Raw genomic sequence first — 23,887 nt, 5'->3', positions numbered from 1 at the left:
CCGTTCGCCCTGGGGGAGGGCAACGCATGAGCACCATTTCGAGTGCAGGGTCGTCGTCTGGCGTTTCGCAGGTGGGCACGACGTGGGAGCCGGAGCCGGCTGCTCCGCCCCCGCCGCCACCACCTCCGCCTCCCGAGCCGCGGGACGCGTTCGTGCAGTCACCGCCTCGTAAGGGGCCGGACCTGCTGGGTTACAGCGCGACAGCTTCAAGCAGTGTTGCTTCCACGCAAGCGGCGGGGGACAGCGCATCCACGGTGAACGTGGCGGAGGCGTGGTCGCTGCTGACGCAGGGGTATTCGCAGGCGCAGAACCTCACGGGCGCGGCGAACGCGGCGCTGGAGAAGGCGGCGGGCAACCCCGCGCTCCAGGCGAAGCTGATGGATTTGTTGCAGGCCACGCCCGCGCGCACGCTGGAGGACGCGCTGACGAAGGACTTCGCCCATGGCGTGAAGGAAGCGGTGCCCAACCCACCGCCCCGGCCCCCGGGCATCACCTCCGTGGGCACGCTGCGCGTGGCGGACAGCGCGCTGGAGACCGTCGCGAGGCAGGCGAGCGTCACGACGATGAAGCCCGCGCTGGAGGCGGCGGCGAAGCGGGGCCACCTGCTGCCCGCGGACCGCGACGTGCTGGTGTCCTGCCTGGGCCGCGCGGGCGCGGCCGTGGACGCGAAGCTGGACACGGCGGTGTCCCAGGTGCAGGCCGCGGAGCAGGCGTACACGGCGGCGCTGGCGGAGCGCGCCGCGCTGGAGCAGCGGCTCGCGGAGGACATCGCGTCCTTCGGGCCGTACCTCACCGAGAACCAGCAGCGTGCGTACATCGAGGAGTTCCGCAAGCTGCACGGGGGCGACTACACCCGCTTCGACGCGACGGCGAAGAAGCTGGAGACCACGCTCGCGAACAACGCGCCCCAGTTGGAGCAGGCGCTGCGGGGGCCGGATGGCTCCGTGCACGCCCGGTCCATCCAGGCCGCGTACACCGCGCTGGCCCAGTCGAAGAGCGCGGCCTCGGCGCTGGGCTGGGCCGCGAAGATGGAGGCGCCCGGCTCCGCGTTCGCGCCCTTCATGGCGTCGCTGCCGCTGGACACCGTGCGTGAGAAGGCCGTGTCCGGCGCGCTGGTGGCCTTCTACGAGAAGTTCCCCGACGCCACGCCAACGCAGGCGGTGGACCACCTCCAGACGGTGTTGACGGTGGGCTACCTGGGGCAGCAGGCAGGGGGCGCGGGCGCGGACATCAAGGCCAACTTCAAGCAGTTGCCGGAGGCGATCCGGACAGGCATCACGGGCCTGCGCGACCTGGCGGCGGGGCGGTCCCAGGCGGGCCTGTCGACGCTGCGGGGCCTGGAGGCAAAATCGCCCAAGTGGGGCCCGGGGTTCGCGGCGGCGGGCCTGGCGCTGGGCATCCTCCAGACGAAGCAGTCCACGAAGGCACAGGACGCGCTGGGCACGCTGTGGGCGGGGACGTTCTCCGCGCAGCAGCTGGCCAGCCTCACGAGCACCGCGCTGAGCGCGGCGAACAAGTCCGGCGGGGCGCTGGTGGCCGCGAAGTTCGCGGGCGGCCTGGGCGCCGTCGGCGCCGCGCTGGACCTGGTGGTGCAGGGCAAGGAGATCGCCAACGGGCAGGGCAACGTGGGCACCGGCCTGTCCATCGCGGGGGATACGATGGGGCTCGTGGGCGGGGCGCTCATCGCCATGGGCTCCACGGGCGTGGGCGCGCCGCTGGCGGCGGTGGGCGCGGGGGTCTACGTCCTGGGCGAGCTGGTCAGCTGGGGCATCGTGGCACGCAAGGAGTACGAGGCCGCGTCACAGCTGCGCGCGGAGCAGCGCACGCTGCTGAACCGCGCGGGCGCGGACTCGGAGCAGGTCACCCACCTGGCGAAGTACTCGTCGCCGGAGCAGGTGGAGTCGCTGGTGAAGTCCACCGGCTGGACGCGTGACCAGGTGCTCGGCCTGGGCAAGACGTTCCCGGAGTTCTTCCCCACCGCCTCGACGACGCTGCCCCAGTTGGACAAGGTGGCCAATGACTTCGGGCTCACCCCGGATCAGCGCTACCAGATGCTCCACTCGCTGTCCGATAAGGCATTGACGGGGGGCAAGAGCAGCATCCGGGACCTGAGCACCTTCGCGTCCGTGGTGCGGGACTTCGACAGCTACGCCCCGAGCATGGCCCTGCCGCCGGGGCTGTCCAAGCAGGACAAGTGGATCCGCTACCTGAGCGAGATGGGCAACCGCCTGGGCAACTTCGAGGGCATCGGGCCGCGCAACGCGGCCAGCTTCCTGTCGCGGATGAAGCGCTGACGCCGGGGGCGACCCTCCATGACGGCGTGGCGGCGAGCAGCGAGCAGGGCCCCCGGCTGCGTGGGGGCGCTTCCTGGCGCGGCTCGGGCAGCGGGGACCTATCCTACGGAATGCCCCCCACGCGAAGACCCGCGCCGCCGCTCCTGCGGAAGGTGCTCGTCGCCACCGACTTTTCGCCCTCTGGATCGCGCGCCGTGGAGCGGACGGCCCGCCTGCCGCTCGCACCGGGGGCGGCCGTCATCCTGGTGCACGCGCTGCCGGGACGGGCGCCCCGGGAGTTCGTGGAGCAGGCGCGGGGGCGGGCCGCCAGGACGCTGGCGGTCTTCGCGCAGGAGCTCCACGCCTCGCTTCACGCCGAGGGCTCCAGTGCCTCCGTCGAGGCGCGGCTCGTGTTCGGGAAGCCGGCCCCCACGCTCGTGCGCCAGGCCCAGGCGGCTGGCGCGGATCTGGTCGTCCTGGGCCGGCATGGCCGCCGGCCCGTCCGGGACCTGTTCCTGGGCTCCACCGCCGAGCACGTCATCCGGTACGGCCCGTCCCCGGTGCTCGTGGTCCATGGGCTCGTGAAGGACCCGTACCGCCGCCCCCTGGTGGCCGTGGACGACGAGGAGACGTCACGGCACGCCGTGGGCTTCCTGCCCGCCCTCTTGGAGCCACGCACCCCGCTGAGGCTCATCCACGCATACGAGTCACCGCTGGAGTACATGGTCTTCCCCGGGCTGACGCGCGAGGAGCGCGCGCGGTACCGGGAGCGGTTCAAGGAGGGCGCGCTGCGCGAGCTCCGTTCACTGCACCGGCACCTGGACGCACTGGGCCTGCATTACCGTCAGGCCCTCGAGCACGGCAGCCCGTACTCCATCATCCTGAAGGACGCGCGCCGGCACCGGGCGGACCTGCTCGCGCTCGGCACCCAGGCACGCTCGGGCCTGTCGCGCATCCTGCTCGGGAGCGTGGCGACGGATGTGATTCGCGAGGCCGGCTGCGATGTCCTCGTGGTCCGGCCCCCCGCGTAGCCGCTCGGGGCTACGGGGTGACGCGCTGAGCTCCATTCTCCAACGTGGCTTAACAGCCTGTTGGCTCCGAGCCGCCTAGTCCGTCCGCCGTGCGGGACGTATCTCTCCTGTCATTACCCACTGGAGGCGCCTCATGGAAATCAAGCGCGCAGGATCGCAGCCCTCCCAGAAGGGGCCCGCGCAGACGTTCACCGGGAACGTGCGGATCGACCCCCTCAACTCCCCGCCCTCGCCGGCCCGCACCTCGTGCGCGAGCGTCACCTTCGAGCCCGGCGCTCGCACCGCATGGCATACCCATCCGCTCGGCCAGACGCTGGTCGTCACCGCGGGCTGTGGCTGGACCCAGTGCGAGGGCGGGCCCATCGTCGAGATCCGCGCGGGCGACGTCATCTGGTGTCCGCCAAACCACCGGCACTGGCACGGCGCGACGCCGACCACGGCCATGACCCACATCGCCATCCAGGAAGCGCTCGATGGCAAGCCGGTCGAGTGGATGGAGCACGTGACCGACGAGCAATACCTCCAGGGGCCGCGCGCGAACGGGGTGACCTCATGAAGTCGCTTGTCACCACCGCGGTCGTCCTTCCGTTGCTCGCGCTCGCCGCCGGACAGGCCCGTTCAGGAAGCGCGGACGCGGGAGGTCCCACGGCCCCGGCCGCCGCGCGCGAGGGCGTGCGTGTCACGCGCGCCGGAAGCCAGGCCTCCCAGAAGGGGCCCGCGGAGTCGTTCACCGGCGTGGTGCGCATTGATCCGCTCTTCGCGGCGAACCCGCCGGGGCGTGCGTCGGGCGCGAGCGTCACCTTCGAGCCGGGCGCTCGCACCGCGTGGCATGCCCATCCGCTCGGGCAGACGCTCATCGTCACGGCGGGGGTCGGCAGGGTGCAGGGGTGGGGTGGCCCCGTCCGTGAGATCCGCCCGGGCGACGTCGTCCAGATTCCAGCGGGCCAGAAGCACTGGCACGGCGCAGGCCCCACGACGGCCATGACCCACGTCGCCCTCCAGGAGGCACAGGACGGCAAGGTGGTGGAGTGGCTGGAGAAGGTGACGGACGCGCAGTACGGCGCCACGCCCGAATAGGAGCCACACCCTGACGCGGATCCGCACCGTGGCCCTCGTGCTTGGACTGCTGGCGCTGCCCTCGCTGGCACAGCAACGCGCGCACGCCGAGGAGAAGCCCATGAAGATTCGACTGACGGCCGGAGCCAAAGTCCTGACGGCCACGCTGCTCGACAACGCGACGGCGCGCGACTTCGCCGCGCTGCTGCCCGTGACGTTGACGCTCACGGACTACGCGGCCACCGAGAAGGTCAGCGATCTGCCCCGGCGCCTGACCACCACGGACGCGCCTTCAGGCACCGCTGCTTCGGTGGGGGACATCTCCTACTACTCGCCCTGGGGAAACCTGGCCCTCTTCCACAAGGCCTTCGGCCATTCACCCGGACTCATCCGGCTGGGCAAGCTCGACGGCGGTGTCGAGGCCCTGCGCGCTCCGGGTCCCATCGAAGTGAAGATCGAGCGGTGGGAGTAGGCGCGCCGGCGGTTGATGTCGGAGACACCGAACACTGAAGCGACGAGCTATCCCGGATCGAGCCCGCGCAACGGTGTGCTTGCTTCCGGTCAAGGTGCCTGCGTCACGCTATCCTCCGATGTTGTGCCCTTCCTTGGGCCCCCTTGGGTGGAGGATGCGGTCTGTGCGTGTCGCAGTTCTATGCTGTGTCTTGCTGCTGGCAGGCTGTGCTGGTGTGGAATCAGCCTCCGGAAGAGGAGGCTCGCGAGTCCTCCGGCAGCGCGTGCCTGTTGGAACGGTCCTCATTGCCCCCGCTGGAAAGGTTTCACGGCAGGCCCTGGATATGGGCCTGCTGAGATTGGAGTCTTTCGAGGAGCTGCTGGTTCGAGCTGGTCTGGATAATCCAGACGCGTTTCCACCGCGCCGAAATCCCTTCACTCCGGACGACGCGGTGGAGGTTCTGGGCCGGTTGATGGAGAAGCCAGTAACGCTTGGCACCTTTCCACCGCGCATGGCGGCAGGCTTCCTCCTGCAAGAAGTGCTGGAGCAAGGGGAGGTTTCTCGCGAGGAATTGGCTCGGAGGGTGGCGAGGATCTCCCGGGAGCAATTGGCGGTGCTCAGGCCGGATGGCTACCTCGCCTGGGCCCTTACCGGACGCACTCAGCAGAAGGTGGCGCCCGTGGTGTGGCGGGACGGGGCCTTCCGCGCGAACGGCTTCGAACTGGGCCGCTTCTACAGCGGAAAGGGTGGGGTCTTCCGAGCCGTGGACGCACGGCTTCAGGCTTCGGACCAGCGGCCCCTGGCGGAGGTATACGACGACGCGGACGTCATCAGCCGCTCCCTGGATGGGGCCGAGGACGCCTTCGTGGACCTGTACCATGCGCTGGGATACGCGCTCTCCCGCCCCATGGACAGCCTTGCTGGATTGAGCAACCTGCCGGCCGGCCTGGCAGCTCTCATCGCGTCGTCGCCCGCGTACTGGGAGCGCTTCCAATACATGTCGGAAGGCGAGCAGATTCGCGAACTGGCTCGACTGACGACGAACATCTTTGCCACTTGGGGAGCGGCATCGGCGACGACACGCACGGTGACGGGTCTGGCGGCAGGCGCAGAGGCCACGGTGCCGGTGCTCGCGCTGTCCGCGGAGGGAGCACTGGCACTGGAGCGTGTCGTTGTGCCAGTGGGACGCGCAGCGCCAATGTTGAGCGTGGGGCCGGGCGCCGCGAGCATCCTCCAGCGGGCCGGAGATGCGGCAGGCTCAGGCGGCAGGAGCGGAGGTGGTCCGCAGGGGGCTACGCCGCCGGGCGGCCCGAAAGGCTACTCGTCCTTCAAGTCGTTCAAGCGAGCCATGGGGCCAGCAGGAGAGGGCAAGGAGTGGCACCACATTGTGGAACAAACGAATGGGACTGTGGCGCGCTTTGGGCCTCAGGCACTCCACAATACGGAGAACATCGTTCCGCTCGATAAGGCACTTCATAACCTGGTGAGCGCATTCTATTCGTCCAAACGTCCGTTCATCACTGGCTCGGAATCGCTGACCGTGAGGCAGTGGATGAGTGCTCAGTCGCTTGACGCTCAACGGGCATTCGGCCTGCGCAGCATCGAGAACATCAAGAAGGGAATCTGGCGATGACGCCTGCGAGACTCGTCGAAGAATTCGCCTCCCACGTCGAGGCGCAGACGGACGCGATCTTCCGGGGTGACTCCAAGACCGGAAACAAGCACGCGAAGAAGTACCAGTCCGCGATGAAGAAGCTCCGGGAGATTGGCGATGATGGTCGCGAAGCACTCACGGTCCTGCTGACGCACTCACGAATGGATGTTCGAGTCGCGGCAGCGGCGTACCTGCTCCGGTACAAAACCCAGGAAGCGAAGGCCGTCCTGGAGCATGCCGCGGGCGGAGAAGGGTTGGCGGCGTTCGAGGCCTCTGAAGTGCTGAAGCGATGGGAGGAGGGAGCGTGGAATCTGGATCCGGCCTGAATGAAGCGCGGGCCCCGGTCGTGAAGTAGGCTTCGCGCCCGCCATGCAGCTCGCCATCCCCCATGCTCCCCGTAGCGTCCGACTTGCCCAGGTGCCCGGGGCGGTGACGCGGCTGGTGCGCGGGGTGGTGCTGGGCCTGGTCATCATCGCCGTGCTGGGGCTGGGTGCCAGCTACGTGGGCCGCTACTTCATCGAGGAGCAGCGCTTCACGTCCCGCGCGGAGCTGGTGGACGCGGTGGTGGGCGCGAGCCATGCGCCGCCTCCGAGCCAGCGCGAGGACGCCGAGGGCACGCTGGACGTCCTCTACACGTTCGCGGGCGAGGACCACTCCGTGTCGGGGGTCCGCACGGCCGCGGACCACGCGGCGGGCCTGGGCCATGGCGCCCGGGTGCAGCTGCTGGTGGATCCGTCCCAGCCGGGGCGGCCTCGCGAGGCGACCCATGCTCGGGCCCAGGCGGCCCGGGTGGGGCTGTTGCCCTGGGGCCTGGGGCTGGGGGCGCTGGTGGCCCTGGGCGGCTTCGCCTGGGAGGTGCGGCGGCTGTGGCGCCGGGAGGTGGTGCCCCTGCGGCTGGGCGCGCTGGTGTGGCTCACCCCGGATGACGGCTACCTGCCGGAAGGGAAGGGCGAGGCCGTGTTCTCCGCGCACTTCTTCCGCCAGGACGTGAAACACGCCGTGCGGGCGCGCTGCCGCCCCCAGCGGGCCCCGGTGCGCAATGGCGGCAAGGTGCTGGCCGCCGTGGTGCCCTCCGAGCCGGGCTGGTGCCGCGTCATCGACGAGGAGCTGGCGCGGACGCTGGGCTGGGTGCGCTGAAGGACGGACAGGTGGGGTTGAAAAGTTGCTGGCCCCCGGAGGCCGTGTGACACACGCCTGTAGCTGCAACGTCCGGAGGCTTCCATGCGCGTTCGCTTCTCCCACTTCGTGCTGCCCGTGCTGCTCCTCACGGCCCCGAGCGCCGTCGGAGCCGGCAAGCGCAACGAAGCGGAGGAGGCGTACCAGCAGGCCCGCCGCGCCTACTACGCGCTGAAGGACGACGCGTCCCGCCGCAAGCTGCGCCACCACTGGCTCAACGTCGTCCACCGCTTCGAGTCCGTGGCCACGCGCTTCCCCAAGAGCGACCGCGCCCCCGACGCCCTCTTCACCGCGGGCGACCTGCTCCAGGAGCTGAGCCGCATCTCGTTCGTGGACGAGGACCTGCAGTCGGCCATCGCGGACTACTCGAAGCTGGTGGAGGCGCACCCGAAGCACCGGCTCGCGGATGACGCGGCGCTGGCGCTGGCGCGCATCCACGTCAACCGCCTGGACAAGCCGGAGGCGGCCCGGAAGATCCTCAACGAGTCGCTGGCCACCAACCCCAAGGGCGACCAGTCCAGGGAGCTGAAGTCGCTGCTGGCCTCGCTGCCGCCGCCCAGCAAGACGCCGCCCGCGAAGCCCACGGTGAAGCCGCTGCCCCCGGTGGTGAAGTCCACGCCGGACACCGCCGTCGCCGCCGCGGCCCCCAGCTCGCCGCTGGTGGACGCCATCTCCAAGCTCGCCCGCGAGCCGTCGCCGGTGCTGCCGCGCCTGGATCCGAGCGTCCCGGCCCCGGCCGCGGAGACCGCTCCGAAGGACTCCACGGCGAACATCGTGGACGCGCCCACCGTCGCCGACGCGAAGGCTCCGGAGACCGTTGCGCCCGCGAAGCCGGAGGCCCGCGTGGAGGTCCCGGCCGTGGCGTCGAAGGCGCCCGCTCCGGTGGTGGACAACACCCCGGTGGCGCCGAAGCCGGCCGCCCCCGTGGCGGTGGCGTCGAAGCCGGAGACGAAGCCGGCCGCTCCGGAGTCGCCTCGCCCGGTGACGGCGCCGGTGGATGCCCAGGTGGCGCAGGCCCGGCTCAAGGCCGTGGCGAAGCAGTCGCGCCACGCGGAGCTGACGCTGGCGGAGCAGCTGGGGCTGAAGGTGCGTCGCGTGGTCATCGACGCGGGCCACGGCGGCCATGACTCTGGCGCCATTGGCAAGGCGGGGACGAAGGAGAAGGACGTGGCGCTGGCCATCTCCAAGAAGGTCGCGGACGGCCTGCGGGAGAAGGGCCTGGAGGTCGTGCTCACCCGCGACGACGACACCTTCATCCGCCTGGAGGACCGCGCGAAGCTGGCCAACGAGGCGCACGGCGACCTGTTCATCTCGGTGCACTGCAACTCGGCGGCGACGCACAAGCTGCGCGGCATCGAGACGTACACGCTCAACACGTCCGCGGACCGCTACTCCATCCGCCTGGCCGCTCGCGAGAACGCGTCGTCCGAGAAGGGCATCAGCGACCTCCAGTTCATCCTGGCGGACCTGGCCACCAAGGCGAACACGGAGGAGTCGTCGCGGCTGGCGAACGCCGTGCAGCACAACCTGGTGACGGGCCTGTCCGGCAAGTACGACGGCATCAAGGACCTGGGCCACAAGGAGGCGCTGTTCTACGTGCTGCTGGGCGCGAAGATGCCCGCCATCCTGGTGGAGACGTCCTTCCTGTCGCACTCGGAGGAGGAGAAGCGCCTGGCGTCCGAGCGCTACCAGGACGAGGTGGCGAAGAACATCGTGCTGGGAGTGGAAGAGTTCCTCGGTGATCGCCGCCGCATGGCCAAGGTAGACTGACGCGTTCGTCGTCGTCAGTCCCCATGGCCGAGCAGTCCCCCCCGTCCAGTCCCAAGCCTTCGCAGGACCCCCACGCGCCCCCGTTCCAGACGGAGGCGGACCTGCGCGCATGGCTGCGGGCGGAGGGCCTGGAGCACCTGTCGCGTCTGAGCCTGGCGCTGCTCACCCCGCGCGTGGAGGCCGCGTACCTGCCGCAGGTGCGCGCCGTGATCTCCCGCCGCCGGCTGGTGGAGGTGCTGGCCCAGGACACGCTCGACCGCTGGACGGCCGAGATGCTGCCCACGCCGCGCATGCGGGACCTGCTGCCGAGGCTCGCCTGGCGCTACGTGGAGGACGAGCGGCAGGGCGCCATCGAGGCCCGGGCCTCCATCCCGGAACGGCTCACGCCCCCGGCGGACAAGCGCACGCACACGGTGCACGGGATGCTGCTCGCCTGGCGCGCCCGCGTGCCTTCGAGCATCGCGCCGCGTCCGGAGCACGCGCTGCCGCTGGAGGCGCTGGTGGAGGAGCCGGACCTGCCGGGCTTCCGCCTCAAGGAGACGCGCATCTCCGAGCTGCCGGTGTCTCCGCCGGGCTCGGGCTTCATCCTCGCGGAGGCGCGGCTGACGTTCAGCCCGTCCGGCGTGGAGGCGGACTGTTCATGCGGCGCAACGTTCTGCGTGCACCAACTGGCGGCCGTGGACACGGCGCTCCTCTGGCTGCGGCAGCGCTGGACGGAGGACTTCGGCGAGACGCTGGAGGAGCTGGTGCGGCCCGCGTGGGCCCGGACGCTGCGCGCGCTGGAGCGGGCGGTGGAGGAGAGCCCGGGCGGCGGCGGAGGCGTGGAGATCTCCTGGCGGCTGGACGTCATCGAAGGGTACGGCGTGGAGGTCGCGCCCTACGTGCACCGGCGCACGAAGAAGGGCGTGCGCACGACGGGGGCGAAGGTCACCCGGCGCAAGCTGTTGCAGGAGTACGGCTCGCAGCTCAGCCCCTCGGATTCACGCGTCGCCGCGCTGCTCTCCGACAGCACGGCGCCCGCGTCGCGCGCGCTGCTGTTCGAGCTGATGGATCATCCGCGCCTGTCGCTGGAGGGCACGCAGGACCTCCCCGTGCGCATCGAGCGCGAGAAGGTGGGCCTGGTCGCGGAGGACCGGGGCGGCACCGTCCTGGTGAACGCGGGCGTGGACGGCACCGTGCTGCCCGCGCCGCTGCTGGAGCGCGTGCGCAAGGCGAAGCCCGAGGACGCGGTGTTCCTCTGGGACGAAGGCGCGCATGTGCTCACGGTGCTGGACGTGAGCCCGGAGGTGCGCGCCATGGCCACGGTGCTCCAGCGGCACGGCAACGCGTTTCCCCCGGAGAGTCACGGGGCGCTGCTGGAGCACCTGTCGAAGCTCTCCGTGCGCCTGCCGGTGGCCATGCCCCGCAGCGTGATGGGCGAATCCATCGCGCCGCAGCAGCTCCCGGTGCTCCGGCTGGAAGGACAGCCCGGGGGCGCGGTGCGGCTGGAGTTGCGGCTGCGCGCGCTGCCGGATGGCCCGGCGTACCTGCCCGGCGAGGGGCCTCGCGACGTGCACGTGCGGCGCGACACGCGGTCCTTCCACGCGGTGCGCGACTTCGGGCGCGAGCTGACGGCGGCCGCGGCGCTCCAGGCCCGGCTGCCCTTGCAGACGGCGGAGCCGCAGGAGCTGCCGTTCTGCTTCCTCTTCCACAGCGCGCAGGGCGGGCTGGCGGTGCTGGCCGCGTGCGCGGAGATGGAGCCCCGGCCGGAGCTGGAGTGGGTGGGCGCGTCCATGCGGCTCGTGCCCAAGCGGGGCGCGGGCGACCTGAAGGTCGTCCTGGAGCGCAAGCGCGAGTGGTTCGGCGTGCTGGGCGGCCTGTCCGTGGAGGGCGAGCGGGTGGAGCTGGCGCGGCTGCTGGACGCGGCCCGGCGCAAGGAGCGCTTCGTCCAGGTGGACGCGCGCACGTGGGTGGAGATCGAAGCGGCGCTGCGCGAGCAACTGGAGAAGCTATCGGATCACGCGTACCTGTCGAAGCACGGGCTGGAGGTGGGCCCGTCCGCCGCGGAGGCCCTGGCGGGGCTGGGCACCGCGGGCGCGCTCATCGACGCGGACGCGTCCTGGAAGACGCTGGTCGAGCGCATCTTCGCGGCGAAGGAGCTGAAGCCCCGGGTGCCCGCGGCGCTCAAGACGGAGCTGCGCGACTACCAGCTCGAGGGTTTCCGCTGGCTCACGCGGCTGGCGTCGTGGAACGCGGGTGGGGTGCTCGCGGACGACATGGGCCTGGGCAAGACGGTGCAGGCCCTGGCCGTGCTGCTGGAGCGCGCGAAGCACGGGCCCGCGCTGGTGCTGGCCCCCACGTCGGTGGCCTTCAACTGGCGGGATGAAGCGAAGCGCTTCGCGCCGTCGCTGAAGGTGACCATCTTCTCCGACGCGGAGGACCGGGGCGGCACGCTGGAGCGGCTGGGGCCTCGCGACGTGCTGGTGCTCAGCTACGGCCTGCTCGTGCGCGACATCGAGCGGCTCGCCGCGCTGCGCTTCTCCACCATCGTCTTCGACGAGGCCCAGCAGTTGAAGAACGCCGCCACGCAGCGCTTCCGCGCGGCGCGGGCGCTCCAGGGCGACTTCAGGTTCGCGCTGTCCGGCACGCCGCTGGAGAACCACCTGGGCGAGCTGTGGGCGCTCTTCGCCGTCGTCTTCCCGGGGCTGCTGGGCAGCCTGGAGGCGTTCCGCAACCGCTTCGCCGCGCCCATTGAGAAGCAGGTGGATCCGACGGCCGCGCCCGCGCTGGCCCGGGTGCTCCAGCCCTTCCTCCTGCGCCGCACCAAGGCCCAGGTGGAGGCGCAGCTGCCGCCTCGCACGGACGTGAAGGTGCCCGTCGTCCTGTCCCCGCCGGAGTGGACGCTCTACGAGGACGCGCGCCTCGCGGCCCTGTCCGACCTGGAGACGCGCAAGGCGAAGATGAAGGACCAGGAGCGGCGCATCGAGGTGCTGGCGGCGCTGACGCGGCTGCGGCTGCTCGCGTCGCACCCGCGCCTGTACGACGAGTCGTCCAAGCTGGAGTCCTCCAAGCTGGAGCGCTTCATGGAGCTCATCCAGGAGCTGCGCGAGGAGGGCCACCGTGCACTGGTGTTCAGCCAGTTCACGTCCCACCTGGCGCTGGTGCGCGAGGTGCTGGACGCCCAGGGCATCGCCTACGAGTACCTGGACGGCTCGACCCCCGCTGGTGCCCGCGCGGACCGCGTGCGCGCCTTCCAGGAGGGCGACGCACCCCTGTTCCTGATTTCACTCAAGGCGGGCGGCTTCGGTCTCAACCTGACGGCCGCCACCAGCGTCATCCACCTGGACCCCTGGTGGAACCCCGCCGTGGAGGATCAGGCCTCCGATCGCGCCCACCGCATTGGCCAGCAGCGCCCCGTCACGGTCTACCGGCTGGTGGCGCGTGGGACGATCGAGGAGCAGATGCTCTCGCTCCATGAGCAGAAGCGGGCCCTGGTGGCCGGCGTGCTGGAGGGCAAGGACGCCGCCGCCCGCCTGTCCACCCAGGAGCTGCTCGGGTTGCTCGCGCAGCGGCTGCCGGGCATCGACGGGCTCGATTCCGACGCGACGAAGCACTGAACGGCCTTTCCGTGGTTTTCCCGGGGCTGTTCAGGTGCCTGAACGGGCACTGAACAGACTTTTAGCCATTCTCAGCGCGGCCCGACCTGAACGGTCGAGCAGTCCTGGAGTTCTGATCGGCCATGCCTACATGAAACAGTGATCAGGTGGGCAAGACGCACCGTTTGTCGGCGGACAGATGCCGCCAGGACCTACATCCACCTTCCGGATCAGAACTGCCATGCCCACATGATCACGCTTTCAGTGGGTCTCAGTGCACCCGATGAAACATGTATCAAATAAATACATGTTTCATCGGGGTGGTGTCTGCAATTGATTGCAATCAATTGCATTGAATTGTCTGTGTTTCAGTCGTGAATCAGCGGGAAGAAGTGCCCGATCGGACCGTTCCCGTGGCCCACGGCGAGCGGGTAGCGCAGGGCGGAGGTGACGTACTCCTTCGCCAGCCGCACGGCCTCCAGCGGCGGGGTCCCCAGCGCGAGCCTCGCGGCGATCGCGGCGGACAGTGTGCAGCCGGTGCCGTGCGTGTTCGGCGTGTCCACGGGCGCCACGGACAGCGTCTCCATGCGCGTCCCGTCGAACCACACGTCCGTGCCGCGCAGCGCGCCCGGCATGCCGCCGCCCTTCACCAGCACCACGCGGGAGCCCAGGGCGTGGATGCGCCGGGCGGCCTCACGCATGTCCTCCAGCGTCTGGATGTCCATGCCCGCGAGCAGCTTTGCTTCATGGCGGTTGGGCGTGAGGATGGCGGCCAGGGGCAGCATGCGCGAGCGCAGCGCCTCCACCGCCTCGTTGTCGATGAGCTGCGAGCCCGCGCGGGACACCATCACGGGGTCCACCACGATGGGGCCCAGCGACACGCGGGCCAGTTGATCCGCCACGGCTTCGATCAGCGGGCGCTGGGCGAGCATGCCCACCTTGACCGCGTCCACGCGCATGTCCGACGCGACGGCGTCCACCTGCGCGGTGACGGACTCGGGAGGGAGCAGGTCCACGCGGGTGACGCCGCGCGTGTTCTGCGCGGTGATGGCCGTCACGGCGCTGGTGCCGTGCACGCGGTGGAAGGAGAAGGTGCGGAGGTCGGCCTGGATGCCCGCGCCACCGCCGCTGTCCGAGCCGGCGATGGTGAGGGCGGTTGCGACAGGGAAGGGCTTCATGGGCGCGGCATCCTAGCCGCGCCCCGGCTCCTGGGGCCCTGGAACTCGAAGCGTCATGAGGACCTCGGCGACTCCGTCCGCGTGCTCCGGGTTCTCCTGGGCCACCGTGCGGAAGCCACACTTCTCGAGGACGCGGATCGACCCGACGTTGTGGACAGCGACCCACGCATGGAGCGGACGAATCGGCTCATGCACGAGGAACTCCGAGAGCGCCTGGGTCGCGATGCCCTTGCCCCAGTGCTCGCGACCCACCCAATAGGCGATGAGGCGCTTGCCGTCCTGTTCCCAACTGCCGATGTACCCAGCGACCACGCCGTCAACGACGATGGCGCGAGTCACGTTCTCGGGGCGGAGGACATTCGTGCGCCAGTGGGTGAGGAAGGCATCGCGTTCCCGCGACGGGAACGCGGCCATGCGCAGCGCGACTGCGTCCCGCTGGTGCTCGAAGAAGACCGGGAGGTCTTCCTCCGTGACGTTGCGCAGGATCACCATTGACGTAGGTCAGAACTGGTTCTGCCGGGCCTGGTCGAAGTCCACGCGGTGCTTCAGGTAGAGCGTGTCCAGCATGTGGTTGCTGATGGGGTTCAGGTTGCCGTCAGTGAAGCGGTGCACCACCGCGCCCTTGCCCGCGTCCTTCAGGAAGGCCAGCGGATCCACGTCGCCGCCCAGGCCGGTGAGCGTGGGCACGGGGTCCGCGTTGTTGACGTAGTGCACGTACTGGGGGCCGTCCGGGTACTTCGTGGACGCGGCGCCGAAGGTCTCCACCTGCAGGTGGCTCAGCTTCGCCTCCACCTGCGCGGGGGACAGCCCGTCCTCCACGCGCAGCCGCTTGGCCACGTCGTTCAGCGCGCGCGCCGTGATGAGGCCGCCCTGGCTGTAGCCCACCAGGTGCACGTCGCGGCCAGCCTTCAGCTCCGAGTAGAGCGTGTCCGCCAGCGTGTCCACGGCCGGGTTCTTGCCCTTGTCCAGCTTGTCCGTCACGCACTGGCCCAGGTCCTTCACCAGGCCCTCGGTCGCGTTGTGGATGCCCACCACCTTCGCGCCGGAGCTGTCCGCCAGCGCCTGCATCTCGTTCACCTGGCCCGCCGTCGGCGTCATGATGCCGTTGACGTAGAGGAGGGTCTTGTCCGGGTTCGGGTTGTTCTTCGGCGTGATGCCCGGCACGTCGCCCAGCTTCGTCGTCGACGGCAGCACCTTGCCGCCCGCGCCCACGAACATGCCGTCCTGCGCGCGGTCCGGCTTCGCGCCGCCAAAGAGGCTGGTGATCTCCTTCACCGTGGTGGCGTTGAAGACGTTGGCGCCCATCTCCACGAAGCGGGGGATGTCCTTGATGCCGCCCACCGCCGCGTCGATGAGGCCGCCCAGCAGGTTCTTCTGCTGCGCCGGCGCGGATTCGAAGGAGGACTTCTGGAACGCGGGCTGATGCGCCGCCGGCTTCTTCGCGAGCGGCTCCGCGGCTGTCTTCGGGGTGGAGGACGGCACGGCGAGGGAACGGGTGCGGTCGATCGTGCTCATGGAAACCTCCAACCACCGGGGGAAGTGGGTTTGGGTAGGTTATCCGCATCTGGCCCCAGAAGTTGCGTCCCCCCGCGTCAAGGCGTTCAGCGCTTCACGACATGGATGTTGAAGTCGCCGGTGCGCAGGGTGCCCCACAGGCGCAGCCACAACGGGAGGAATGCCTCGGTTCCACGCGCGGTGGTGATGTCGCCCAGGTCGATGACGTGCTTCCAGCCGAAGCCCTCCGTGAGGAGCTGCTTCACGCGGGCCTTGGCGTCCACGTCGTTGCCGGACACGAAGACGTCGTGGTCGCCCGGCACGCGCGAGGGATCCACCATCACCTCGCAGTTCATCGTGTTGAGCGTCTTCACCACCTTCAGTGACGGGAAGGCGCGCTGGAGCTGCTCGCCCAGCGAGTCGTCCGGAGGGGTGGAGAGCACCGGCGGCATCCCCTTGGTGAAGTCGAGCGGGTTGGAGACATCCACCAGCACCTTGCCGCGCAGGGCCTCCTCGCCCGCGGACTTCAGGACGTCCAGCGAGGCATTGCCCAGCGTGCAGTTGAAGAGCAGCTCCGCGAACGCGGCGGCGTCCCGGAACGTGCCCTGCGACGCCTTGCCCCCGGCCTTCTTCACCCACGCGGCGGCCTTCGCGTTGTCCGGCGTGCGCGAGCCCATGCGCACCTCGTGGCCCAGCGCCACCAGCTTGCTGCCCAGCGTCTCGCCCACCATGCCCGTACCCAGGATCGCGATCTTCATGAGGACTCCCTTTCGTGTGGGGAGAACCCTAATCGTCAACCCAGGCAGCCGTGAGCACGTCCGGGTTGAACCATCGTCAACCTCGGGTTGACAATCCTGCCCCATGGATCTGTTCACGGGCGTGTTGCCGTTCCTCCACGTGGCGGAGGAGCGGAGCTTCCGGAAGGCGGCGGAGCGGCTGGGCGTCACCGTGGCGGCGGTGAGCAAGGCGGTGCGGAAGCTGGAGGAGGAGCTGGGCGCCAGACTCCTGGAGCGCACCAGCCGGCAGGTGGCCCTCACGTCCGAGGGCGTCGCCTTCCTGGAGCGGGCGCGCGAGGCCGTGGCGCAGATCCGCGCCGCGCGCGAGACGGTGGCCCAGGCGCACCGCGCGCCCAGGGGGCCCGTCACGGTGTCGCTGCCGTTCATCCTGGGCCCCGTGCTGCTGCCCCGGCTGGCGCGGCTCCAGGCCCGCCACCCGCAGCTCACGCTGCACGTGCGCATGAGTGATCGGCTCAGCAAGCTGGTGGAGGAGCAGGTCGACGTGGCCATCCGCGTGGGCGGGATGGAGGACTCCAGCCTGGTGGCGCGGCGGCTCTTCTCCACGCGCTGGATGACGCTCGCGTCACCGGCCTACCTGGCGCGGCACGGGACGCCGGAGCACCCGTCACTGCTGGAGCGCCATGCGTGCCTGAAGTTCGTGGATCCGCGCGGCATCACCCGCGAGTGGCACTTCCGCGAGTCCCCCGGCGGCGACAAGGCCGGAGTGGTGCGCACGCGCGCGGCCATCGACGTGGATCACGGCCCGGCGCTGCTGGACCTGGCCGCCGCGGGTGCCGGGCTCTGCCAGGTGCTGGACTTCATGAGCGACGCGCGGCTGCGCGAGGGCGCGCTGGTGGAGGTCCTGGCGGAGTACGCCGCGGAAGGGCCTCCGGTCCACGCGCTGTGCCTTCCGGGGCGACAGTCCGTGCCCCGCGTCCGCGCGCTCCTCCAGCACCTGGTGGAGGAGCTGCGCACCGTCACGGCGTGGTGAGCACTTCCTTCGCGGAGGGCAGGCCGCGCGGGGCCTCCGCCTCGGGCGCGGGAGTCTCCACCGACGCCTCGTTGACCTCCTTGTAGAACCGGCGGCCGAAGATGACGCCCAGCACCAGCGACACCACCATGCCCACCGCGGACACCGCCGTCATCACCGTGCGGCCCTGGGCCAGGCCACTGCCGAACTGCGCGGTGAGGAAGGTGCCCGGGATGGTGCCCAGCACCACGCCCAGCACGGACGGCCAGAAGCGCGCGCCGCTCGCCGCGCCCGCGATCAGCATGATGTCCGTGGGGCACAACGGATTGAGGCAGGCGAGGAACGTGAACTGGAAGTCGTGCCGCCGCGCCGCCTTGGCGATCGCCGGGTACTTGCTGCCGCACAGACGCTGCATGGGCCGCGTGCCCAGCTTGCGAGCGACGAAGTAGAGCAGGGTGGCGGACAGGAAGCTGCCTGTTAGTGAATAGAGGGTCGCGGCAAGGGTTCCGAACATCATCCCGCCCACCGCGGTGAGCACCTGACCCGGCAGGAGCGTCAGGGGCCTCACGGCCAGGAAGGCCACGTAGGCCAGGGGTGCGTAGTCGCCCAGGGGCAGCAGCAGCTCCCGGATGGTGCGCTGATCGATGAAGTCCGGCCCCAAGAGCCGGAGCATCACCAGACCGCCAATGGAGACGACCATGGGCGCGAGGATCCGCAACCAGGTCTTCAGCCCACTCCTGACGCTCGCCAAGGAATCCTCCCCCACACCCGCCAGACCGATGTGTCAGGCGTTGCGCACAAGGTGGGATCCGAGCAGGGAATCGGCAACGTGGGCTGAATTGTTGTGAACAGCGAGAGCGTCCTGCCGGGCAATCACCCGTCCCGTCCGGATGCCCAGCAGGCCTGATAAGCGCGCGAAATCCCTGGGGATTATGCATGCAATGTCAGGAGAGAACGGCTGGCGGTGTACGGAGCTTGCTTGCATCGGGGCGCTTCCGTCCCAAGGTTTCAGGCAAGGGACACCAAGGCGCGGACGGGGTTGGGCAGTCACGAGAGGAGACACGGACATGTCGGACAAGGACAACAAGGGCAGCATGACGGTGGCGGAAGCCGGGCGTAAGGGCGGAGAGACGGTCCGCAACGAGCGCGGTCGCGAGTTCTACGAGACCATCGGCCGCAAGGGCGGAGCGACGGTGAAGGCCGAGCGCGGACGCTCCTTCTACGAGGAGATCGGCCGCAAGGGCGGCGAGACCGTGAAGGCCGAGCGCGGCGCGAAGTTCTACGAGGAGATCGGCAAGAAGGGCGGCGATCGCGTCAAGGCCACCCGCGGTCCGAACTTCTATGAGGAGATCGGCCGCAAGGGCGGGCAGAAGGTCAAGAAGCTGATTGAAGAGGGCAAGCGCGCCGCCCGCGCCGCCATGGAGGGCCAGGCCGGGAATGCCCCCGCGTCCGAGGGCACCTCCGCTCCGGCGGCGACGCCGGAAGAGCCCGCGCAGCCGGGTGGCAACGAGTAACGGGGGACAGGAAGCGCGGTCTTCCGGTATGACGGCCGCGTGTACCTGGTCATCACGTTCCTCGAACAGGTGGAGACGACCGAGCGGGCGATCCGCCGGCTCCGGGAGTTTGGCATCCCGGAACCGCTGGTCATCCGGGCGCGCAGCGCCGCCGCGGCCCTGTCCGCGGAGGTCCCGGTGTTCGCCGGTCTGCGCAGCCTCGCGCTGGGCGCGGACGAGGATCGCATCGTCCTGGTGAGCGTGCTGCCGGCCCTCCCGCAGGAGGAGCTGGATCGCATGCTCCAGCGCGTGCAGTTGGAGATGGACGCGGACGACCCACCCATGGGCCGCCTGGTGGCCCTGCCTGTCCTGGCGGCGCCCACGCATCGGCGTGGATGACGCGCGGGGGCGCGCGGGTGTAAGCACGCTGCGTGCAAGCGCTGCTCGTCTTCCTCATCGTCGCGGCGTTGTCGCTGCTCGCGTCCAGCCGGTCGCTCCTGGATCCGGGCCGCTTCCCGGCGCTGGCGCAGCTGGCGGCCAGCGGCCTGCTGTTCCTCATCTTCGGGGCCCTTTTGGGGCCGTCCCTCCTGGGCGTGCTCACCGCGCGCAACCTGGACTCGCTGCGCCCGCTGGTGGCGCTCGGGCTGGGGACGGGGGGCGTGCTCCTCGGGCTCAACCTGGAGCCGCGCCTCTTGCGGCTCTTGCCCCGGCCCGTGTACGCGGCGGCGGTCGCGCACGCGGGCACGGCGTTCCTCTTCGTCGCGCTGCCCTTGTCCGTCCCGCTGCTGTTGTCCATGGGCCTGAGGCCCCTGGTGGCGGTGGGCGCGGCGGCGCTCCTGGGCGCGGCGGCGAGCCTGTCCTCCGGCCACTTCGCGGTGCTGGGCTACCGCAACGGGCGGCTGGAGCGCGCGCGGGGCCTGGGCGTGGCGCTGCTCACGATGATGGACGACGCGGTGGGCCTGGGCGTGCTCGCGCTGGGCCTGGTGCTGGGCGTCACCGGCAACGCGGCGGAGGGGCTGGGCCTGTTGGGGCTGGCGCTGCTCTTGGGCGTGGCGTGCGGGGCGCTCCTGGCGTTCCTCACGTATTCGCTCAAGGACCTGGCGGAGCAGACCACGGTGACGCTGGGCATGGTGGCGCTGGTGGGCGGCGCGGCGGCGTACCTGCGGCTGTCGTCGCTGCTGGCGGGCGTGGCCTGCGGCGCGACACTGGCGCTGATGGGCGGGCGCACGGCGGAGCGGGTGGCGCGGGCGCTCTCGCGCGTGGAGCGGCCCACGTACCTGGTGCTGGTGTTCCTGGTGGGCTGTCAGATCCACGCGCGTGACGTGTCCGCCTGGGCGATGTTGCCCGCGTTCGTGGGGCTGCGCTTCCTGGGCAAGGTGCTGGGAGGACGGTTCGCGCAGCGGCTCACCGCGGGCGTGTTGGATCTGCCGCCGCGCTTCGGCTACGCGCTCATCTCCCAGGGCGGTCTGGCGCTGTGCCTGGTGGCCGAGTACGTGATGCTGGTGCCGGGCTCGCTGTCGCAGCGGGTGCTGGACGTGGTGGCGGTGGGCGCGGTCGTCAACGAGATGCTCGCGCACGGGGCCTTCCGGCACGTGCTGAACGGAGAGCGGAAGGCCAAGGCCTTGCGCGACACGGCCTCCGCCGGTGACGCGGGGGTGGCGGCGTGAAGGGGTCCATCTTCCGGTTGCTGCTGCTCATGGGGCTCCTGGCGGCCATCACCCAGGCGAAGGTGGTTCGCGCGGACGCGGGCACGCCGGTGCTGCTGGCGGCGGGCGCGCTGCTGTTGTGTGGCCTGTTCGCGGGCAAGGTGGCCAAGGGACTGGGCCTGCCGCGCCTCACCGGCTACCTGCTGGTGGGCGTGGCGGTGGGGCCGTACGCGCTGGGCTTCATTCCCAACGCGGGCGTGAAGGGGCTGGAGCTGGTGAAGGGGCTGGCGGTGAGCCTCATCGCGCTGGTCGCGGGCACGGAGCTGCACCTGGGGCTCATCCGCCGGGTGGGCGCGCGCGTGGCGCTGCTCTGCGCGGCGGTGTGCGGGGTGACGTTCGCGGTGTGCTTCGCGGCCACGTTCGCGCTCAAGCCCGTGCTGCCGTTCCTGTCCCCCATGACGGTGCCGCAGGCGCTGGCGGTGAGCGCGCTCATGTCCACGGTGGTGGTGTCGTTCTCCCCCACGGTGACCATCGCCATCGTGCAGGAGACGTCCGCGCGCGGCCCCTTCACGGAGTTCCTGATGGCGCTGGTCATCATCGGGGACCTGTTCGTGATGGTGGCCTTCGGCCTGGCCGCGGGCATCACCCGTGCGACGTTCGGCAACGGCCTGGACCTGGCCGCGCTGGTGGGCGGGGTGGGGTGGGAGCTGTTCGGCTCCGTGGCGGTGGGGTGCCTGCTGGCCGTGGCGATGCTCCTGTACATGAGGGGCGTCAACCGCGAGCTGCCGCTGTTCCTCGTGGGCCTGTCCTTCGCGGCGGCCGAGGGCGGGGCGCGGCTGCACCTGTCGCCGCTGCTGGTGTCGCTGGCGGCCGGGGCGATCATCGCGAACCTGGACGAGCGCGAGGGCCACCGCATCCACCAGGCCATCAACCAGGCGGGCCTGCCGGTGTTCGCGCTCTTCTTCGCCGCGGCGGGGGCGGGGCTGAAGCTGGACGCGCTGGTGACCGTGGGGCCGGCCGCGCTGATGCTCGTGGCGCTGCGCGGCCTGGCCATCTGGGGCGCGTGCCGCAAGTTCGCGCCCGCGGAGGATCCGCGCCTCAAGCGCTTCCTGTGGATGGGGCTCATCTCCCAGGCGGGCGTGACGTTCGGCCTGGCGGCGCTCGTGTCGCGCACCTTCCCGACCTTCGGGCCGCAGGTGGAGGTGCTCATCATCGCGATGATCACCGCTCACGAACTGGTGGGGCCCGTCCTCACCCGGCGTGCGCTCCTGGGCAGTGGCGAAATCCGTGCGGAGGAGGCGGGCGGCGGCGCATAGTGGGGGCACACTCCCTCACCCCGGGAGTGGCCTCTGCCAGGAGCTCTCCGTCATGCCCGCCGCCGTCGCACCCATCCTCGAGGTGGACGTGGAACACCCCTCGCCCCGCCATGTCGCACGCGCGGTGGAGGTGCTGGAGAAGGGCGGCCTCATCGCCTACCCCACGGACACGTACTACGGGCTCGGCTGTGATTTGAACGCCAAGAAAGCCATTGAGCGGCTGTACCAGCTCAAAGGTCGCGACAAGAAAAAGCCGCTGTCACTCTTGTGCCCGGACCTGTCGGACGTGGCCCGCTACGCGCACGTGAGCAACTTCGCCTACCGCGCCATGAAGGGGCTCACGCCGGGGGCCTTCACCTTCATCCTGGAGGCCACACGCCTGGTGCCGGAGGTGATGATGACGAAGCAGAAGCAGGTGGGCCTGCGCGTGCCGGACGCCGCCTTGCCCCGCGAGCTGGCGAGAGCGCTCGGCCGCCCGCTCATCACCACGTCAGCAACCCATACCGATGGTACGGTTCTTTCTGACGCGCGGGATATCAAGACGGCGCTGGGGCATGGGCTGGATTTGATTCTGGATGGTGGCGTCACCTTGAACGAGCCGTCCACGGTGGTTTCACTGATAGGCGATACGCTTGAAATCCTGAGGCAGGGCAAGGGTAGTCTGGAGTCCTGAAATCCTTTCCAGAGGGGGAAGTCTTGGCCGAGGGGGACCTACCAGCAACGCCTGTCGTCGACTCACCGGAGCGGGTGCCGGGCGCGCTCGCGCTGCTGGGCCTCTTGGTGCTCCGCCCCATTGATTTGCATTACCGGCTGCGCGAAGCGGGCATCCGCTCGCCGGCGGGCCGCATCGGGCAGCTGTGGCGGGAGCAGGCCGAAGGAGGCCGCGCCGCCGGGGCCTACGTGGCGCGGATGCTGCTCCTGCTCGTCGTGTTGTCGCCCACCCTCACGGTGCTCGCGGGGCTGGGGCTGCGGCTGATGGGCGTGCCGATGCGGGGCGTGTACCTGGTCTCCGCGGCGCTGTGCAGCGCGGTGGGGCTGCTGGTGGCGCTGGTGTCGGGGCTCGCGTCCGGCGTGCTGCTGGGCTCGCTGGCGAGCGTGTCCATGCTGGCGGGGCTGCACGCCACGGCGGGCGGCGCCTTCGGTCCGGAGCACGGAGGCGGGGCGGCGATGACGGTGGGCCTGTGCCTGGGCATCGTGTCCGGCCTGTCCGCGGGCAGCATTGGCGGGCTGAGCAGCGGGCGCGGTCCGTCCGTGCGCAACGTGCAGGTGGCGGCCATCGCCACGAGCCTGGTGCCCATGCTGGTGTGGAGCAGCGCCTCCACGGTGTCCTTCGCGGGCGCGGTGGCGGCGAGCGCGCTGGTGGCCTTCCTGACGTGCGCGTTCCGGCTGCCGTTCTACGCGCTGGAGGTGCTGGCGCAGGCGGTGGCGTACGCGGTGGAGCGCTTCACGGGGAAGCCCACGCTGCGCTGGGTGCCGGTGCGCCACCACAACCTGAGCTACCTGCCGCACCCGTTCCTGAGCCGTCACCTGGCGCTGGCGGTGCGCTCGCGGCCGGCGGAGGTGCTGGCGGTGGCGGACGCGTGCCTGCGCTCGCCGGGCAACATCCTGGTGGGCTGGCCCTGGGTGGTGGAGGCGCTGGAGCGCGCGCACGCCCAGGAGGCCTCGGTGGAGCCCCAGGCCTGAAGGTGCCTGGGGCCGCCGGCAGGCGCTGCTACTGCTTCTCCACGTTCGTGACGACCTTCGCGCCCACGTCGTTGGGAGCGTAGGTCAGCTTCACGGAGTCCCCGGCCCGGATGCCCTGGAGCGCCTGCGTGAGCTGGGGCTTGGTCGTGTCCACCACGTAGGTGAGCGGCGGGGCGTCCTTGGTGGCGCCCTCCAACTGGATGCTGGAGGGGCTGACGCTCTTCACCTTGCCCGTCCGGGTCTTCTGCTCCTTCGCCACGGGCGCAGGCGTCTGGGCCAGGGCCGTCGTGCCCACGCTGGCCAGCGTGAGGACCGCCATCCACATCCATGCCTGTGCACGCATCT

At 70.5% G+C, this 23,887-nt stretch carries 23 protein-coding genes; 17 read left to right on the top strand and 6 right to left on the bottom strand.

Features of this window, described 5'->3' with window-relative positions:
- Positions 1 to 26: 26 nt before the first annotated feature.
- The 10 genes from ACX114_RS20435 to ACX114_RS20390 all read left to right on the top strand — a co-directional run bounded on the left by ACX114_RS20435 (position 27) and on the right by ACX114_RS20390 (position 13,007).
- Entirely contained in the window at positions 27 to 2,294 is a 2,268-nt protein-coding gene (locus ACX114_RS20435) for a hypothetical protein (RefSeq protein ID WP_459286935.1), read from the top strand.
- A gap of 110 nt (positions 2,295 to 2,404) precedes the next feature.
- Positions 2,405 to 3,304: a universal stress protein gene (locus tag ACX114_RS20430; RefSeq protein WP_459286933.1), complete on the top strand. Its 900-nt coding sequence runs from the start codon at positions 2,405 to 2,407 to the stop codon at positions 3,302 to 3,304.
- Positions 3,305 to 3,437: 133 nt separating this feature from the next.
- Positions 3,438 to 3,860 carry a (R)-mandelonitrile lyase gene (locus ACX114_RS20425; RefSeq protein WP_459286931.1) on the top strand — a complete coding sequence of 141 codons (423 nt, stop codon included), beginning with the start codon at positions 3,438 to 3,440 and terminating at the stop codon, positions 3,858 to 3,860.
- Entirely contained in the window at positions 3,857 to 4,381 is a 525-nt protein-coding gene (locus ACX114_RS20420; protein WP_459286929.1) for a (R)-mandelonitrile lyase, read from the top strand. Before ACX114_RS20425 ends, ACX114_RS20420 begins: the two co-directional genes overlap by 4 nt.
- A gap of 28 nt (positions 4,382 to 4,409) precedes the next feature.
- Positions 4,410 to 4,832, top strand: coding sequence for a cyclophilin-like fold protein (locus ACX114_RS20415; protein WP_459286927.1), 423 nt, complete (start codon positions 4,410 to 4,412; stop codon positions 4,830 to 4,832).
- Positions 4,833 to 5,154: 322 nt separating this feature from the next.
- Positions 5,155 to 6,444, top strand: coding sequence for a hypothetical protein (locus ACX114_RS20410; RefSeq protein WP_459286924.1), 1,290 nt, complete (start codon positions 5,155 to 5,157; stop codon positions 6,442 to 6,444).
- Positions 6,441 to 6,791 carry a DUF2019 domain-containing protein gene (locus ACX114_RS20405; RefSeq protein ID WP_459286922.1) on the top strand — a complete coding sequence of 117 codons (351 nt, stop codon included), beginning with the start codon at positions 6,441 to 6,443 and terminating at the stop codon, positions 6,789 to 6,791. Before ACX114_RS20410 ends, ACX114_RS20405 begins: the two co-directional genes overlap by 4 nt.
- Before the next feature lie 43 nt (positions 6,792 to 6,834).
- Positions 6,835 to 7,602, top strand: a complete 768-nt coding sequence (locus ACX114_RS20400; protein ID WP_459286920.1) for a DUF3592 domain-containing protein — start codon at positions 6,835 to 6,837, stop codon at positions 7,600 to 7,602.
- A gap of 84 nt (positions 7,603 to 7,686) precedes the next feature.
- Positions 7,687 to 9,411: an N-acetylmuramoyl-L-alanine amidase gene (locus ACX114_RS20395; protein ID WP_459286918.1), complete on the top strand. Its 1,725-nt coding sequence runs from the start codon at positions 7,687 to 7,689 to the stop codon at positions 9,409 to 9,411.
- Between the two features lie 23 nt (positions 9,412 to 9,434).
- The gene (locus ACX114_RS20390; RefSeq protein ID WP_459286916.1) at positions 9,435 to 13,007 is read left to right on the top strand and encodes a DEAD/DEAH box helicase; all 3,573 of its coding nucleotides are present in this window, start codon (positions 9,435 to 9,437) and stop codon (positions 13,005 to 13,007) included.
- Between the two features lie 347 nt (positions 13,008 to 13,354).
- Here ACX114_RS20390 and thiD read toward each other — a convergent pair whose 3' ends face one another.
- From thiD to ACX114_RS20370, 4 genes are all read right to left on the bottom strand, one after another.
- Entirely contained in the window at positions 13,355 to 14,164 is an 810-nt protein-coding gene (gene thiD, locus ACX114_RS20385; RefSeq protein WP_459286915.1) for a bifunctional hydroxymethylpyrimidine kinase/phosphomethylpyrimidine kinase, read from the bottom strand.
- Positions 14,165 to 14,176: 12 nt separating this feature from the next.
- A complete protein-coding gene (locus ACX114_RS20380; RefSeq protein WP_459300221.1) occupies positions 14,177 to 14,653 on the bottom strand; it encodes a GNAT family N-acetyltransferase in 477 nt (158 codons plus the stop codon).
- Between the two features lie 12 nt (positions 14,654 to 14,665).
- Complete coding sequence (locus ACX114_RS20375; protein WP_459286913.1) at positions 14,666 to 15,679, bottom strand: alpha/beta fold hydrolase; 1,014 nt, start codon at positions 15,677 to 15,679, stop codon at positions 14,666 to 14,668.
- Positions 15,680 to 15,765: 86 nt separating this feature from the next.
- A complete protein-coding gene (locus ACX114_RS20370; protein ID WP_459286911.1) occupies positions 15,766 to 16,416 on the bottom strand; it encodes an NADPH-dependent F420 reductase in 651 nt (216 codons plus the stop codon).
- A 103-nt stretch (positions 16,417 to 16,519) separates the two neighbouring features.
- On the opposite strand from ACX114_RS20370, the gene ACX114_RS20365 reads away from it, so the two are divergent.
- A complete protein-coding gene (locus ACX114_RS20365) occupies positions 16,520 to 17,425 on the top strand; it encodes a LysR family transcriptional regulator (RefSeq protein WP_206794553.1) in 906 nt (301 codons plus the stop codon).
- On the opposite strand, the gene ACX114_RS20360 is transcribed toward ACX114_RS20365, so the two are convergent.
- Entirely contained in the window at positions 17,412 to 18,155 is a 744-nt protein-coding gene (locus ACX114_RS20360; RefSeq protein ID WP_459286909.1) for a TVP38/TMEM64 family protein, read from the bottom strand. The two genes, ACX114_RS20365 and ACX114_RS20360, sit on opposite strands and share 14 nt — an antisense overlap.
- A gap of 316 nt (positions 18,156 to 18,471) precedes the next feature.
- Between ACX114_RS20360 and ACX114_RS20355 the strand changes: the two genes are divergently transcribed.
- The 6 genes from ACX114_RS20355 to ACX114_RS20330 are packed head-to-tail and all read left to right on the top strand — an operon-like array spanning position 18,472 to position 23,542.
- Positions 18,472 to 18,918 carry a general stress protein gene (locus tag ACX114_RS20355; protein WP_459286907.1) on the top strand — a complete coding sequence of 149 codons (447 nt, stop codon included), beginning with the start codon at positions 18,472 to 18,474 and terminating at the stop codon, positions 18,916 to 18,918.
- A 39-nt stretch (positions 18,919 to 18,957) separates the two neighbouring features.
- Positions 18,958 to 19,296 carry a hypothetical protein gene (locus ACX114_RS20350; protein ID WP_459286905.1) on the top strand — a complete coding sequence of 113 codons (339 nt, stop codon included), beginning with the start codon at positions 18,958 to 18,960 and terminating at the stop codon, positions 19,294 to 19,296.
- Between the two features lie 32 nt (positions 19,297 to 19,328).
- Positions 19,329 to 20,564 (top strand): sodium:proton exchanger, encoded by a 1,236-nt coding sequence (locus tag ACX114_RS20345; protein ID WP_459286904.1) that lies wholly within the window; start codon positions 19,329 to 19,331, stop codon positions 20,562 to 20,564.
- Complete coding sequence (locus ACX114_RS20340) at positions 20,561 to 21,859, top strand: cation:proton antiporter (RefSeq protein WP_459286902.1); 1,299 nt, start codon at positions 20,561 to 20,563, stop codon at positions 21,857 to 21,859. Before ACX114_RS20345 ends, ACX114_RS20340 begins: the two co-directional genes overlap by 4 nt.
- 52 nt (positions 21,860 to 21,911) lie before the next feature.
- Positions 21,912 to 22,532 carry an L-threonylcarbamoyladenylate synthase gene (locus ACX114_RS20335; RefSeq protein ID WP_459286900.1) on the top strand — a complete coding sequence of 207 codons (621 nt, stop codon included), beginning with the start codon at positions 21,912 to 21,914 and terminating at the stop codon, positions 22,530 to 22,532.
- Between the two features lie 23 nt (positions 22,533 to 22,555).
- Complete coding sequence (locus tag ACX114_RS20330) at positions 22,556 to 23,542, top strand: hypothetical protein (protein ID WP_459286898.1); 987 nt, start codon at positions 22,556 to 22,558, stop codon at positions 23,540 to 23,542.
- Positions 23,543 to 23,570: 28 nt separating this feature from the next.
- Here ACX114_RS20330 and ACX114_RS20325 read toward each other — a convergent pair whose 3' ends face one another.
- Positions 23,571 to 23,885 carry a hypothetical protein gene (locus ACX114_RS20325; RefSeq protein ID WP_459286896.1) on the bottom strand — a complete coding sequence of 105 codons (315 nt, stop codon included), beginning with the start codon at positions 23,883 to 23,885 and terminating at the stop codon, positions 23,571 to 23,573.
- Positions 23,886 to 23,887: the final 2 nt, after the last annotated feature.

Source organism: Corallococcus sp. M7 (assembly GCF_054512695.1).
This window is presented reverse-complemented; position numbering and strand designations above follow the sequence as displayed.